Source organism: Sphingobacterium sp. UBA865, from assembly GCF_002295765.1.
In the GTDB taxonomy this organism is placed as follows: Bacteria; Bacteroidota; Bacteroidia; order Sphingobacteriales; family Sphingobacteriaceae; genus Sphingobacterium; species Sphingobacterium multivorum.
The window spans coordinates 113,734-128,596 of the sequence record NZ_DBGB01000040.1 but is presented as its reverse complement, the minus strand read 5'-3'; the positions used below and the strand labels follow the sequence as shown (position 1 = coordinate 128,596).

Sequence of the window (14,863 nt, the reverse complement as noted above, 5' to 3'; positions counted from 1 at the left end):
TTTTTGAGACAGCCTCTTTTTTTATATTATTTTGCTTCTTCTCTATACCACATCAATGGTCGTCAAAAGAAAATATTCGATAGCCTACAAACATGTATACGCTCGTCGAATGCAATCCAATAAAAAATTAATGTCTATGCTTTTTCTTTTGTTGTCCTGGAGCAAAATCACGTGCCGACTGCTCACCATAGTATTTTTTAGCATGCCCAGGAGGCATTCTTTTCGGACCACGGCCATGACCATGGTGATGATGGGCAGAATAACAGGCCGACATGGATAGCGCGATAACAACAGACAGCCCCAATACTATAATACGTTTCATCTTCACTAACTATTTTTAAATACCCTATTACAATTATCAGTCCAAATTATTTACTGAAGCAAATAAATACGCCCTGCCCTAAAATTTCCTTTTCTAAGGGCGCAGATTTCCCATAAAATAAAAAAGCCCATGCTGTTCGCATAGGCCTTTTCACAATAAATATATCTTGAATCTAATTAGATAACTCTTACATTTACCGCATTAAGACCTTTACGGCCTTGTTCAACTTCGTAAGATACATTGTCATTCTCACGAACTTTGTCTACTAATCCAGAAACGTGAACAAAAATTTCGCTCTCGCCTGAGTTAGGGATGATGAAACCGAAACCTTTGGTCTCATTAAAGAATTTTACTTTACCTTCTTGCATGGCACTATATTATTAATTTCCCTAAAGGTAGAGAAATAAAATCAAAAATCTTAACCTTTTTATTTTTTTTATCCGTTAAACTTTTTCATAAACTTTGGCTCCAATCTTGTAGCAATGCGATAATGGCAATCGTATTATTATAAAAAGTTAAATACGAAAAATATGAAAAAAATACTATTAGGACTAGCCTTTTTAGGTTTGATGACCCAAGTAAACGCGCAACAAATGGTTAATAAAGAATTTGTATCTACGGTAGGCCGTGCAGAAGAAGAAGTAACACCAGATATTATCTATATTGATGTTACCCTAAAAGAGTTTTATGAGAACGGTAACACGAAGAAAAAGGCCGCAATAGAAAAGCTAGAAAAAGATCTGTTCGATTCGGCGACAAAAGCGGGTGTAAAAAAAGAAGATTTTACCATCCAGAATATCTGGAGCTATAATGTTCCGGATAAAAAGAAAAAAGACACCGATATCTTGCTCTCCAGACAATACCGTATTAAGGTAACCAACTTGAACAATTTGGGCCAACTATTAGACGGTGTTGACAAAGCCGGTATCCAAAGCACCTATATTAGCGAATATGATTATTCGAAGAAAAAGGAGTTGGAAAAAAGTTTAAAAACCAAGGCGGTATTGGATGCAAAAGTCAATGCTCAAATTTTGGCAGAAGCCGCAGGCCAAAAAATTGGTAAAGCGATCGTATTATCTGAAACACCACAACAAATTATATTTGGCGTACAACCGATGATGCGTAATGCCATGTATAAAGGTGCTATGGCCGAAGCAGCAGACAGCGCTGGTGACAGTGGGTTAGATTTAAATATCAGACCGATGAAAGTTACGAGTGAAATCAGCGCTTCATTTGAGTTATTGTAATCATGCATAGGGAAAAAACTCCAGCAGATAAATTAAAACAAATTGACCAAGATTTCGGTTGGATTGACCGAATATCTTGGTTAATGGATAATCAATTCAAGATTGGAACCTTTCGCTTCGGACTTGATCCAGTCTTGAATCTCATCCCCTTAGGTGGCGCGATAGCGGGCTTCGGAACCTCTCTGGTTCTTGTCATAGCCATGTGGCGTAACGGCGCCAGTCCAAAATTAGTCATACGCATGTTACTCAATATCTCGATTGATGCTGTTTTGGGTAGCATTCCTTTCCTCGGAAACTTTTTTGATTTTTTTAGCAAGGCCAATGAAAAGAACATCAAATTATTACGACAACATTACTACGAAGGCAAGCATTCAGGCTCGGGTATCGGTATAATCATCAGTATTCTAACGGTCTTCTTCTTATTCATCGGTGTTACATTTTATCTTATCTGGACGTTGTTCTCTTGGGCATTCTCGCTATTGAATACCCTCGGATTCTAAATAAACCTCCTTGCTTCACCTATAGGGCAGAATCCTTCGCATTTCTCTTAAAACAGTTGCCCATATCTAATATCTATTTAATAATTTTGATCGCGATAGTCATCGTGTTATGACATCCAGAACTTAATCTCAAATTTAAAATGAGCAAAAAAAGAATATTTTCACTGATTTTGATCGTCATCATGCTGGCCGCAATTTTGACTAACCCAAGCAAAGAGGAACACGAAAAGGTTGTACGCGCGAAAGCTGAACAGCTATTGAAAAGCCAGCTTCATGCGAAAGATCAAGAGTTTTTCGGATTGGGGATGCAGCTCTTCGGAAATGACATCGTCGATAAATTTATCCAAAGTTCCGTTGTGGTCGACAACTACTATTTGTTTTCGCTAACCAAAATAAAATGGCAGGGTACAGAACAGATTATCGGTGGCGGAGCTTTTAAATACATCTGGCTGAGCCCAAAAATTGATGAAAAGGCCGACGAAATTATTGCTGCATTGAAAAAGATTTAACATGCCTTTAGAAATACTTTATCAAGACGAATCCATCGTTGCAATCAATAAACCACATGGACTATTGGTGCACCGATCTGCTATTGCGCGCGATGCTTCAGCGTTTGCCCTACAGCTCCTTCGGGACCAATTAGGAAAAACCGTTTATCCCGCACATCGTTTGGACCGGAAGACCGGAGGCATTCTGTTATTTTCATTAAATAAGGAGACGGACCAATACTTACAAAAAAGTTTTCAGGAGCGTAAGATCGACAAAAAATACCTCGCTGTTCTGAGGGGCTTCGCGCCAGCAGAAGGCCTGATTGACTATCCCTTAAAAAGGGACGATGGCACCGTTCAGGAAGCACAAACATCTTTTCGCTTACTTGCTCAAGGCGAGTTGGCCGTTCCCTTCGGAAAATTTCCGACAGCACGATACAGTCTCGTCGAAGCCAACCCAATTACAGGTCGTATGCATCAGTTACGTCGCCATTTTGCGCATATCTTCCATCCTATTATCGGCGATCGTCCACACGGATGCAATAAACAAAACAAGTTCTGGAAAGAAGCCTACCAAATGGATACCATGCTATTGCATGCCTCGGAGCTGACCTTTAAACATCCTTTATCGGGCGAAGACGTTCATATCAAAGCACCCCTACAACCCGATTTCATCCGGGTATTGGAAATATTAAACCTCAACGCGATATATTAAAATTGATTCTCGAAGCCTTTATCAGCATATCCGGTATTACCGCAGCTTCTGGTATTGTCTATCAGGATAGGCAAATCCATATCGTTTCTGACAATAGCAATTATATCTACAGCTATAGTATCACAGACCAAAAGTTGTCAAAAACGGCACTACGGCAGTCTGATCCAATGGAAAATAGGGCTAAAGCAGCTAAAATGGATTTGGAATCGATCACTTTCGATGGAAGCCGCTATTATCTCTATGGTTCTGGTTCTACCCCAAACAGAAACACTCGTTTTATTTGGGACGGCAAAACAGTCCTTCAGGAAGACTACAGTAACATCTATTCTTCCTTAATGGAAAAATTCAATATTTCCAAAGAAGACTTCAATATTGAAGGCGTAGTTCATTTAAAAGATAAGATCTTATTTTTTAACCGGGGAAATGGCCCTAAAGGCATAAATGCCATTTTAGAGTATCATCCGCTTGCTGCCGAACAATCCCGCTGTATCCCGATTGAACTACCCAAGCTCAATGGCATATCGACAGGTTTCTCAGATGCGACCCTGGTTGGAAATGAAATCTATTTTATTGCTACCGCCGAAAATGCAAAATCGACTTATCTGGATGGAGAGATCAGTGGTTCCCTTCTTGGAAAAATACCTTCCGATCTTTCCGGCAAACCCGAGACATTCGAAATTCCCGAAAAGCATAAATTTGAAGGAATCACATTGAAAGAGGAAACTGCCCATGGCCTAATTTTCCTACTATGTGAAGATACCGATAGCGAAGATGATCATATGACCATCTATTCGCTCCGGGTAAGCAATTAAATCGATTGTTCTAAAATGGATTCACAGTGAGGAATCACGTATATTTTATTAAATTTGTAGCTGATTAAAACTTAATTTTTATGTTAAAAAATACTGCCCTTTCGGAGACGCACATTGCTTTAGGAGCAAAAATGGTTCCCTTTGCAGGCTTCAACATGCCCGTACAATACACAGGCATCAATGATGAGCACGAAACAGTTCGCACAGGTGTAGGAGTTTTTGATGTAAGCCACATGGGTGAATTCATCCTAAAAGGGGAAAAAGCCCTGGATCTACTTCAAAAAATCTCTTCCAATGATGTGTCAAAATTATACGATGGCAAAGTTCAATATGCTTATATCCCCAATGAAACTGGCGGTGTAGTTGATGACTTCCTAACATACCGTATAGACGATAAGACATATTTTTTGGTTGTGAATGCGTCAAATATTGAGAAAGACTGGAACTGGATCTCCAAATACAATACAGCCGGTGTGGAGATGAAGAATATCTCTGATCAAACCTCCTTATTCGCGGTACAAGGTCCTAAGGCTGCAGATGCACTTCAATCGCTTACCGACATCGAATTAGCCCCAATGGAATACTATACCTTTGCAAAAGGTACATTTGCGGGCGTAGAGAATGTGTTGGTTTCTGCAACAGGATATACGGGAGCTGGAGGTTTTGAAATCTATGTGGCCAATGAAGATGCCCAAAAAGTATGGGATGCTATTTTCGAAGCCGGTAAAGCTTATGGAATCAAACCAATTGGTTTAGGTGCCCGTGATACTTTACGTCTAGAAATGGGTTTCTGCCTATACGGAAATGACATCGACGATAATACCTCTCCTTTAGAAGGCGGTTTAGGCTGGGTAACGAAGTTTACAAAAGACTTTGTGAATTCTGCGGCGCTTAAAGCGGAAAAAGAAGCTGGTCTAAAGAAAAAGCTCGTTGGTTTCGAAATGATTGACAGAGGCATTCCTCGTCATGATTACGAAATTGTTGATGCTGATGGAAATGTAATTGGACGTGTGACTTCAGGTACGCAATCACCAACATTGAAAAAATCAATCGGTTTAGGTTATGTGGACACAGCCTTTTCAAAAGACGGCACCGAGATCTTCATTCTGATCCGTAATCAAAAAATAAAAGCAAAAGTAACAAAACCACCATTTGTGAAGTAATAAAAAAAGCCTGCTNNAGCAGGCTTTTTTTATTACTTCTTCTTTTGTTTTGTAGTAGGTTGTTGTTTACCGCTTTCTTTTTGCTGAATAAGTGATCGAACCCGTTTGCTTAAAACAACACGGAGATAGATCAAAACCACCAAAAAGGCGATGGATAATCCCGTTACCAGCATGTTGCCGGCCTTATACCCTTCAAAACCACTGTAAACTAAAAATACAATAGCCAAACTCAACACTATATTTAGAAAAAAATACTTTAACATATCACTTTTTTATTAATCCCAATACCCGCTGTCTCCATCCGCCAAAGAAATAGAATGCTCCACCAACAATGTTTAATAAAACAATCGTCAAAGCCATCAGCATCCTTTCTGTGTTAGAAATTGTCCTCGAAAGCATGATTTCCCGTAGAACCAATATTACCCATAGGAGAGACAATAGAATGGAAAGGCTACCTAATATGGGGAATATACCAAGGTTAAATAATCGCGCTAAAATAGCTACGCTATAAAAAGCAAGACTAAACAAGAAAGCTTGCTTAGTCTGATGCTCCAAATTTTTCATCTCAATAAACGTCTAACTCTGGATCGATTTCCTCTTTCCAAGCTAAAATTCCGCCTTTTAAATTTGCAAGATTGTCAAAACCCTGTTGTTCCAATAACATAATCGCCTGTGCAGAACGTTTTCCAGAACGGCATTGTACGATAACAGGTTTATCTTTCGCAATCTTATCAGCTTCAATCAGTATACCTGAAAGTGGAATATTCAATCCATTTAAATTGGATACTTCATACTCAAAGGATTCACGAACGTCTATCAACTGAAAATCTTCGTTGTTATCGATTTTATTCTTTAATTCTTGTACAGATACTTCTTTCATTTTCAAACAATTTAATAGTCAAATATACTACATTTTTTCCGAAAGTGTTCGCTTTCCTGGATGCTCAAAATCAGTCGATGTTGCTAAGAATAGCCTCAATCTTTAGTGTATTAATGGCATTAGAAATCTTAGATGGGTTTTGCCTGTCATCGGATCATTTGAAATGGATCATTTTAGGAAGTTTATTGTCTGCACAATTCGCTTGTAGAATTTTCCTTATCTTCACCCAGACTTTACTAAGCTTTATATGAATTCAATACCTAAAATTATACTGTCTATATCTTTACTTGGACTCTCGGCAGTAAGCTATGGACAGCAAGTTATTTCCGAGCAGGAACGCCAAGATGTGAGCCGCATACTCAATACCCTAGCCGCTGACGATATGCGTGGGAGATCGGCTTTGACAAAAGACATCGAACCAGCTGCAGATTTTATCGCTGCCGAAATGAAGAGAATAGGCCTTAGCCCCTACGCAGAACAAAATTACAGGCAAACATTCCAATTGGATAAAATCTCTCCGGTAAGCAAATCCGCAACCATCAATAAGCAGCTGATCCCAGCTGACCATGTTATTTCACTTGGAAACCACGTTGATTTACAGTGGGATAATCGAAGTAGCCTTAACATCGTCGAAATAAATCGGGCGATGATTTTGCGAAAGTATTTAGAGAACATTCTCTAGCCAAAGAAAATACACTTGTATTGGTAGACCCCTCCTTTGAAAGCTATTTTGTGCGTTTTGGTCAAATGCTCAACTCCCCTAAATTTATAGAGGACCCCTCCAAACAAAAACCATCAATTGTCTACCTTTTAACAGCGGAGAAACCCCAAACTTTTCAAATTCATATTGAACGGAAGCTTCAAAATTTCCCCTTGTTTAACGTGGCAGGAATAATCCCCGGGAAAAGTAAACCGAACGAATACGTTATCTTTTCGGGACATTACGATCATATTGGCATCCTTCAGGCAGTAGGCCAAGATTCTATTGCCAATGGCGCCGATGACGATGCCTCAGGTGTGACCGCAATGTTAACCCTGGCAGATTACTACAAAAAACAAAATAATAATGAAAGGACCCTTATTTTCGTCGCTTTTACGGCAGAAGAACTGGGCATGTATGGCTCAAAATATTTTTCCAACCACATCAATGCTGACCAGGTAGTCGCTATGATCAATATGGAAATGATCGGAAAAGATTCCAAATTCGGTCCCAATACAGTGTATATTACAGGATACGATCAGTCGAATCTTGGTGAATTAATGCAGGAAAATTTAAAAAACACAAATTTCCGATTCTATCCTGATCCATATACCAAACAAAATCTCTTTTATCGAAGCGATAATGCGGTATTGGCAGCCAAAGGTGTGCCTGCGCATTCATTTTCAACATCCCAAATGGATAAGGATGAATATTACCATACCGTAAAAGATGAAGTGTCTACATTGAATGTTCAGAATATCATTTCCAGTATAGAAGCCATCGCCATAGGCACCTCCGGAATTGTAACAGGCAAACAAACACCTTCACGGGTCGAAAAACTAAAAGATTAGGCGACAGGCCTAAGCTTTTACTTCTTTTTGCATGACATAATCGTTTAGAACATAATCATAATAAGGAATATCAATCGTTTCAATGACCTCAAAGCCCTGCTTCAAATAGAAATGGTAAGCAGGGTTATTTCTATTTACGTTCAATTCAAGAATCCCTTTACCCTTTAAGATGGTTTTTTCTGAAGCGAAGTCTATCAGCGCCTTTCCGAAGCCTTTTCCTTGCACATTGGGCATCAAATAGAGCTTTTCAATACGTATACGATCCTCAAGAGTTCGCAAGGCAATAAATCCCTGACCGATACCATCTTCTTTCAAGACATAAAAAAATTGGCCATTAACCATACTTTCTGCAAGTCCCTCAATGGTATAGTTTTTTTCGAGCATAAAGTCAATTTGATCTTGTGAAAGTATCTCTCCATAAGTAACAGGCCAAATACTATGCGCCATATTTGAAATGCTTCTGATATCGCTTTGTTCTGCCAATTCTATTGTTATCATGCAATCTTTTCTCCTATTAAAATGTATTTTATATGGGAAAATTTAAGGACAAATAAGCCGTCTTTTTCCATTTCGTATTCGTTGTCATTGATCTTAATCAAGCCTTCGTGCGTGTTTTTTTCATCAGCATCAAGCCCCTCAATTCGGATTCTTTCCCCTGTAGGCTTCCATTTGGTGAAGCCTGTTGTCACAAAACAATAGCGAACTCCTTTAGAGATAAGCACAATATTAATCTGCTCCAGATAGGGCTGGTAATAAGCCACATCAAGCTGATCAGTCAGGATATTCACCGCTTTGTATTGATGTGCTATCAGGTATTCTATAGCCGTCTTTAGAAAATCATTATCATAGGAAATGATCTTTAAATTTTCCTGTGAATCATTAATGGATTTTTTTGTAAAAACGATATCGAACTTATAACCACGCGCATCCAATAAATCGATGGTTTCCGCCTCAATGACAATTGTGGGGCTCCATTCCAGCAGCTGCCCCAAGCCCTCTTCGTCGATGAGGAAAAGGTCTTCAATCAGTAATGCAGGTTCCTGATTCTCTCGAACAATGTGATGAGATGACATATATAATTTAATAACCGAGCCTACGCAAGGTAATGTATGCCATCAACCCCGTACTAATCTCCAAAGAAGTCTCATCCACGTCAAAGGTCGGCGTATGGACAGCTGAAGAGATACCACGTGCTGCATTACCTGTACCCAAACGATAGAAACAAGCATTAATTTCTTGTGAATAATAGGAAAAATCCTCCGCGGCAGGCCATAGATCTAAGTCTACCACATTTTCCTTACCGAGATACTCTTCTGCAAATGTCCGTGCACTTTTAGTCAATTGGGGCTCATTGATTAGAAAAGGATAGCCCTTACGGACTTCAAATTCACAAGTCGCTCCCATACTTTCAGCAATGCTCACAGCAATCTTTACCATGCGCGCATGTGCTTCAGCACGCCACTCCTCATCAAATGTGCGAAATGTACCTTCCAGATAAACCTGGTCAGGAATAATATTTGTAGCTCCGTTGGCCATAATCTTTCCAAAAGATAGCACAGTCGGTGTACGTGGATCTGCAAAACGACTAGCAATCTGCTGCAAAGCGGTAATGATCTGTGCTGTAATAACAATTGGATCAATATTTTGATGCGGGTGCGCACCATGCCCGCCCCTGCCTTTGACTGTCATAAACAGTTCATCGCAGGAAGCCATATATTTTCCCTCACGGAAACCAACCTTGCCTACCTCAATAAAGGGCATCACATGCTGACCTATTATGGCTGAGGGGGCAGGATTCTGCAAAGCGCCCTCTTTGATCATTAAGGAAGCTCCTCCTGGCAAGCGCTCTTCGCCAGGCTGGAAGATCAATTTGATCGTTCCTCCAAATTCGGCTTTTAGGCTATTCAATATTTTAGCTGTCCCCAAAAGTGAGGAGGTATGTACATCATGGCCACAGGCATGCATCACTCCTGGGGTGTTGGAACCATATGAACGCCCCTCCACTTCTTTAATTGGTAAAGCATCCATATCTGCGCGCAACGCGATAACTTCATCTGAGGGTAGGTCACCTTTGATTAAAGCGACAATCCCCGTATCAGCTTTAGCCTCATAAGGAATTCCCAATTCATCCAATTGCTTTTTTACAAATGCCGAGGTATTGTATTCTTCGAAGGAAAGTTCAGGATTCTGATGAAGATGTCTACGGTTGGAAACCGTATCTTCAAAATATTGATGAGCTAAGGCCAGGACTTTTTCTTTCGTACTTGCCATGAGGTTGATTGATTTATTGATATACAAAAACGTTCTCTGAAAAAACAAAGACGTTGCTAAAATATTGACGTAACTCGCGCATGAAGGCATTTGCTTCAGAGCGACTTCTAAAATCACCTACCTTGACGCGATAATTGGGTTCATCATAGGTGATATAGGTATCAATATCTTTATACATACTTCGGAAACGTGTCTGCTCCGAAAATGCCTGATTCCGATTCGATCCAGCAAAGATCTGTACACGGAATCCCCTTACTTTGACCCGCGTCGCCGCTGAGCGGACAACGGGTTTAGCAGGAACTACTGTCGCTTTGCTTTCGACAGGATTGATCCCCATAGCTGCCCTGAAATTTTGAAGCTGTGTAATCAATGAATCTTTGGTTACAATTACTCCACCTTTTTCTTGTGCGTTTACCTGAACTAGCGCAAACAACACAAGTGCATGTATGAAAATCAATCCTCTCTTCAGCATAGTTTAACCTTTCTTATCGATTAGTTATTTGCGCCGTGGCAATTTTTATATTTTTTTCCTGAACCACAAGGACATTCGTCATTGCGTCCAACAGTATTCTCGTTACGAACAGGTTCTTTTGGACCTTCATTCACATCCTCCTCACTCACACCTGTAGGCGAAGCCAATTCAGCTTTCGTTTCAATCGTTTTTACTGGAGCCTGCTGTACTTGTCTCGCTTGCATAGAAGTCGGTTCTTGACCAGGGATCTCTCCTTTGAAAATAAAGCTAACGACATCCTTATTCATTGAAGCCAACATCGATTTAAACAAATCAAATGCCTCCATTTTATAAATGATAATCGGATCCTTTTGTTCATAAACAGCATTTTGAACCGATTGTTTCAAATCATCCATTTCACGCAGATGCTCTTTCCAAGCCTCATCGATTAATGCCAATACGATTCCTTTTTCAAAAGATTTGAAAACTTCTTTACCGTTGCTTTCGATGGCTTTTTTCAAATTCGCCGAAACTTGAATGCCACGGATACCATCCGTAAATGGAATAACGACATTTTCGACGATCTGACCTCTTTCCGCATACACATTATTCAATACAGGAACTGTCAAAGCACCAACGGCCTCAATTTTATGGTGGTAAGCGTTAATTGCATGCTCAAATAGACGATCAGTCAAGCCTTCAATTTTACCCTGTGCAAATTCTTCTGCTGTAATTTCTGGTGTGATCGCAAAAATACGGATTACTTCGATTTGGAAATCTTCGTAATTACCTTGCTCTTTTGCTTCAACGACAATTTCTTCCGCAACATCAAAAATCATGTTGTTCAAATCCACGTCTAAACGTTCTCCAAACAAAGCATTTTTACGTTTCGAATAAATTACGGTACGTTGGGAGTTCATTACATCATCGTATTCCAATAGACGTTTACGGATACCGAAGTTATTCTCCTCCACTTTACGCTGTGCGCGTTCGATGGATTTAGTCAACATACTATGTTGCATCACCTCGCCCTCTTCAACACCCATTTTCACCATGATGTTAGAGATTCTCTCTGAAGCGAATAAGCGCATTAAGTTATCTTCCAAAGAAACGAAGAATTGCGAAGAACCTGGGTCTCCCTGACGACCGGCACGACCACGTAACTGACGGTCAACACGACGAGATTCGTGTCTTTCGGTACCGATAATGGCAAGACCACCAGCTTTTTTAACTTCTTCGGTCAATTTAATATCCGTACCACGACCAGCCATATTCGTCGCGATGGTTACTTGTCCTGGGCGTCCAGCTTCAGCGACGATATCAGCTTCTTTTTGGTGTAACTTCGCATTTAATACGTTATGCTTGATCTTACGTAATTGAAGCATACGGCTCAATAACTCCGAAATTTCAACCGATGTGGTACCGACCAATACTGGCCGTCCCTGCTCTGTCAATCGTTGGATTTCTTCAGCTACAGCATTGTATTTTTCACGGGCCGTACGATAGATCAAATCTTGACGATCATCACGTTGGATTCCACGATTTGTCGGAATTTCTACGACATCCAATTTATAAATTTCCCAAAGCTCACCGGCCTCTGTCGACGCTGTACCCGTCATACCCGAAAGTTTGTGGTACATGCGGAAGTAATTTTGCAATGTAATCGTTGCGTAAGTTTGTGTCGCATCTTCTACTTTCACATTCTCCTTTGCTTCGATCGCCTGGTGCAAACCATCTGAGTAACGACGGCCATCCATGATACGACCTGTTTGCTCATCGACAATTTTCACTTTACCTTCATCAACGATATATTCAACATCATTTTCAAACAAGGTATATGCTTTTAACAACTGGTTGATCGAGTGGATACGCTCTGCTTTAATCGAATAATCGCGCAACATATCTTCTTTCTGAGCCGCCTTTTCTTCCAAAGTCAACGAAGACTTTTCAATTTCGGCAATCTCAGTACCAACATCCGGTAAAATAAAGAATGAAGGATCTTCGCCTGTTGCTGTAATCAACTCGATACCTTTTTCTGTCAATTCTACTTGGTTGTTCTTTTCATCAATCACAAAATAAAGTTCTGCATCTACTTTAGGCATATTTTTATTTTGCTCTTGCATATAGTAGTTTTCTACTTTTTGTAAGATCGAACGATTAGCGCCTTCGCTTAAGAACTTGATTAATGCTTTATTTTTAGGCAAACCTCTATAAGCTCTTAATAATGCTAAACCGCCGCCTTCAACGTCAGAATCACCTGCCGCCAGCGCTTTTTTAGCATCATTCAAGACGGTATTGATGTACGCTTTCTGTACATGCACCAAACGTTCGATACGTGGTTTTAATTGGTAGAATTCGTGTTGATCGCCACGAGGAATCGGACCTGAGATAATCAATGGTGTACGGGCATCATCAATCAATACGGAGTCAACCTCATCGACCATGGCAAAGTGTAATTTTCCTTGCACCAATGCGTCCGGAGTCTGAACCATATTATCACGTAGATAATCGAAACCAAACTCGTTATTCGTACCATATACGATATCCGATTGATAAGCTTTACGACGTTGCGGGGAATTTGGCTGATGTTTATCAATACAGTCAACAGATAGCCCATGGAACTCAAATAACGGAGCATTCCACTCCGAGTCACGACGAGCAAGGTAATCATTCACCGTTACAATGTGTACGCCTTGACCAGAAAGAGCATTTAGATAGGTCGGTAATGTTCCTACCAACGTTTTACCCTCACCGGTTGCCATCTCGGCAATTTTACCACTGTGCAATACAATACCACCGATTAATTGGACATCATAGTGTACCATGTTCCAAGTGACCTCAGTACCTGCAGCCATCCATTTGTTTTTCCAAATCGCCTTATCACCATTGATTATAACGTTTGATTTGTAAACAGCCAATTCTCTGTCAAAATCGTTGGCAGTAACTTCTAATTCTTCGTTTTCTGTCAAACGTCTTGAAGTTTCTTTTACCACGGCAAATGCCTCCGGCAAAATATCCTTCAATACCTCTTCCAACTTCTTGTCACGGTCTTTGGACAATTTGTCCACTTGCTCGTAAATAGAAGTTTTCTTTGCCATATCGTCCTCGTCTTGATCCGCTTCTTTTTTAAGCGTGTCAATTTCTTGGTCAATATCGGCTAGGTAATTTTTAATTCTTTCTTTGAAATCAACGGTCTTGGCACGTAACTCGTCATTGGTTAGATTTGAAAGCTTCTCATATTCAGCTTTGATTTGGTCTACCACAGGCTGAATTCCCTTGATATCTCTCTCGGATTTACTTCCAAATAATTTACTTAAAAACTTTAACATAATTTTTTTTCTATCTCAACTTAAGATTTTGTACAATAATGACTCCAAAGTAAAATTGCAGACAATTTGACACTAATCGGGCAAATTTAGTTATTAGATATGATATCTAACAGCTTACATCCATTTTTTTTACGTTATTTTTATTGAAAATGTCAGTTCCTTACAGCCTGCAAGAATCCTCTACCTATTTATCCCCTTTTACGCCATCTTGACGTGAAGTTTTTCTGAGCAATATGAGCTTTAAACCGACAGTCAATTTATGATAAAAACAACTTACGGTCTGAATGCGGAATGAATCCCAGTTCCTGTGCCTTTTCAAACATCTTCGTAATTGCATCACGTCCTTCAAGCCCCAATGCTACTGAATATTTATTGACATAAAGTTCAATATGCTTGTACATCACCTCTTCACTCATTTCCTGTGCATGTGCACGAATGAATTCAAGCCCAGATTTCGGATTGGCAAATGCAAATTCTACACTTTCTTTCAAAATCGTATTCAACGTCTCCTTCACTTCTTGTGGCAGACTACGTTTTACGACAATTCCTCCAAGAGGAATCGGAAATTTTGTCGTCTTCTCCCAATACTCACCCAGATCCACCACTTTATGCAGTCCTTTTTCGGCATAGGTGAACCTATTTTCATGAATAATCAACCCTAAGTCGATGGATCCATCCAGTAAAGCTCCTTCAATATCCGAAAAAACAAGTTCTACTTTATTTTTTAATTCGGGGAATGCCAGGCTTAACAAAAAATTAGCCGTGGTATATTTCCCTGGATACCCTACTTTCAATTGATCAAACCCATCTAAACTTTCGGCCCGATCTAATTTTTGCTGCAGCAATTTTGCTAATTTCGGATCCTTCGTAATCAGCATAGGCCCTACACCAAATCCTAAAGCACTCCCTGCATCGAGCAACTCATAATCTTCAACAGCGTAGGCAAAGGCATGATAGCTCAGCTTGGTAATGTCAAGATCGCCTTGAAAAGCTTTCAGGTTCAAGGTCTCCACATCTTGATATTCCACCTCAAAATCCAGTCCTTTGGTATCTATCTTATGATGAATCAATGCATCAAAAATAAATGTATCGTTTGGACATGGAGAAAATCCTAATGTTAATTTCATGTTGTAC

19 protein-coding genes are annotated in these 14,863 nt (G+C 39.9%); 8 read left to right on the top strand and 11 right to left on the bottom strand.

What is annotated here, in order from left to right; genetic code table 11:
- Positions 1-127 precede the first annotated feature (127 nt).
- On the bottom strand, positions 128-322 hold the full coding sequence (locus B2O97_RS21955) for a quinol oxidase subunit 4 (protein WP_112375180.1): 195 nt from the start codon (positions 320-322) through the stop codon (positions 128-130).
- Between the two features lie 176 nt (positions 323-498).
- A complete protein-coding gene (locus tag B2O97_RS21950; protein WP_046672593.1) occupies positions 499-690 on the bottom strand; it encodes a cold-shock protein in 192 nt (63 codons plus the stop codon).
- A 162-nt stretch (positions 691-852) separates the two neighbouring features.
- Between B2O97_RS21950 and B2O97_RS21945 the strand changes: the two genes are divergently transcribed.
- The 6 genes from B2O97_RS21945 to gcvT all read left to right on the top strand — a co-directional run bounded on the left by B2O97_RS21945 (position 853) and on the right by gcvT (position 5,247).
- Entirely contained in the window at positions 853-1,569 is a 717-nt protein-coding gene (locus B2O97_RS21945) for an SIMPL domain-containing protein (protein ID WP_046672592.1), read from the top strand.
- Positions 1,570-1,571: 2 nt separating this feature from the next.
- Positions 1,572-2,069, top strand: a complete 498-nt coding sequence (locus tag B2O97_RS21940) for a DUF4112 domain-containing protein (RefSeq protein WP_112375179.1) — start codon at positions 1,572-1,574, stop codon at positions 2,067-2,069.
- Positions 2,070-2,209: 140 nt separating this feature from the next.
- Positions 2,210-2,578, top strand: coding sequence for a DUF4359 domain-containing protein (locus B2O97_RS21935; protein WP_046672590.1), 369 nt, complete (start codon positions 2,210-2,212; stop codon positions 2,576-2,578).
- Between the two features lies 1 nt (position 2,579).
- Positions 2,580-3,272, top strand: coding sequence for a pseudouridine synthase (locus tag B2O97_RS21930; RefSeq protein WP_286768127.1), 693 nt, complete (start codon positions 2,580-2,582; stop codon positions 3,270-3,272).
- A 2-nt stretch (positions 3,273-3,274) separates the two neighbouring features.
- Complete coding sequence (locus tag B2O97_RS21925) at positions 3,275-4,084, top strand: DUF6929 family protein (protein WP_115046085.1); 810 nt, start codon at positions 3,275-3,277, stop codon at positions 4,082-4,084.
- Positions 4,085-4,164: 80 nt separating this feature from the next.
- Positions 4,165-5,247 (top strand): glycine cleavage system aminomethyltransferase GcvT, encoded by a 1,083-nt coding sequence (gene gcvT, locus B2O97_RS21920; protein ID WP_070562585.1) that lies wholly within the window; start codon positions 4,165-4,167, stop codon positions 5,245-5,247.
- Between the two features lie 32 nt (positions 5,248-5,279).
- On the opposite strand, the gene B2O97_RS21915 is transcribed toward gcvT, so the two are convergent.
- From B2O97_RS21915 to B2O97_RS21905, 3 genes are read right to left on the bottom strand one after another with little or no spacing between them, the layout of a single operon-like run.
- On the bottom strand, positions 5,280-5,510 hold the full coding sequence (locus tag B2O97_RS21915) for a DUF6358 family protein (RefSeq protein ID WP_046672586.1): 231 nt from the start codon (positions 5,508-5,510) through the stop codon (positions 5,280-5,282).
- Between the two features lies 1 nt (position 5,511).
- Entirely contained in the window at positions 5,512-5,811 is a 300-nt protein-coding gene (locus B2O97_RS21910; protein ID WP_046672585.1) for a hypothetical protein, read from the bottom strand.
- Between the two features lies 1 nt (position 5,812).
- Positions 5,813-6,127 carry a rhodanese-like domain-containing protein gene (locus B2O97_RS21905; protein ID WP_070562591.1) on the bottom strand — a complete coding sequence of 105 codons (315 nt, stop codon included), beginning with the start codon at positions 6,125-6,127 and terminating at the stop codon, positions 5,813-5,815.
- A 247-nt stretch (positions 6,128-6,374) separates the two neighbouring features.
- Between B2O97_RS21905 and B2O97_RS21900 the strand changes: the two genes are divergently transcribed.
- Complete coding sequence (locus B2O97_RS21900; RefSeq protein ID WP_286768126.1) at positions 6,375-6,809, top strand: hypothetical protein; 435 nt, start codon at positions 6,375-6,377, stop codon at positions 6,807-6,809.
- A gap of 200 nt (positions 6,810-7,009) precedes the next feature.
- Complete coding sequence (locus B2O97_RS21895) at positions 7,010-7,678, top strand: M20/M25/M40 family metallo-hydrolase (protein ID WP_286768125.1); 669 nt, start codon at positions 7,010-7,012, stop codon at positions 7,676-7,678.
- Between the two features lie 9 nt (positions 7,679-7,687).
- Here B2O97_RS21895 and B2O97_RS21890 read toward each other — a convergent pair whose 3' ends face one another.
- The 6 genes from B2O97_RS21890 to B2O97_RS21865 all read right to left on the bottom strand — a co-directional run bounded on the left by B2O97_RS21890 (position 7,688) and on the right by B2O97_RS21865 (position 14,856).
- Positions 7,688-8,176: a GNAT family N-acetyltransferase gene (locus B2O97_RS21890; RefSeq protein WP_286768124.1), complete on the bottom strand. Its 489-nt coding sequence runs from the start codon at positions 8,174-8,176 to the stop codon at positions 7,688-7,690.
- A complete protein-coding gene (locus tag B2O97_RS21885; protein ID WP_070562597.1) occupies positions 8,173-8,751 on the bottom strand; it encodes a hypothetical protein in 579 nt (192 codons plus the stop codon). The genes B2O97_RS21890 and B2O97_RS21885 overlap by 4 nt, the downstream gene beginning before the upstream one ends.
- A gap of 7 nt (positions 8,752-8,758) precedes the next feature.
- On the bottom strand, positions 8,759-9,949 hold the full coding sequence (locus tag B2O97_RS21880) for a M20 metallopeptidase family protein (protein ID WP_286768123.1): 1,191 nt from the start codon (positions 9,947-9,949) through the stop codon (positions 8,759-8,761).
- Between the two features lie 13 nt (positions 9,950-9,962).
- Positions 9,963-10,421, bottom strand: a complete 459-nt coding sequence (locus B2O97_RS21875; protein ID WP_088159759.1) for an SPOR domain-containing protein — start codon at positions 10,419-10,421, stop codon at positions 9,963-9,965.
- A 20-nt stretch (positions 10,422-10,441) separates the two neighbouring features.
- Positions 10,442-13,729 carry a preprotein translocase subunit SecA gene (gene secA, locus B2O97_RS21870; protein ID WP_112375175.1) on the bottom strand — a complete coding sequence of 1,096 codons (3,288 nt, stop codon included), beginning with the start codon at positions 13,727-13,729 and terminating at the stop codon, positions 10,442-10,444.
- Positions 13,730-13,986: 257 nt separating this feature from the next.
- Positions 13,987-14,856 carry a menaquinone biosynthesis family protein gene (locus B2O97_RS21865; protein ID WP_070562601.1) on the bottom strand — a complete coding sequence of 290 codons (870 nt, stop codon included), beginning with the start codon at positions 14,854-14,856 and terminating at the stop codon, positions 13,987-13,989.
- Positions 14,857-14,863: the final 7 nt, after the last annotated feature.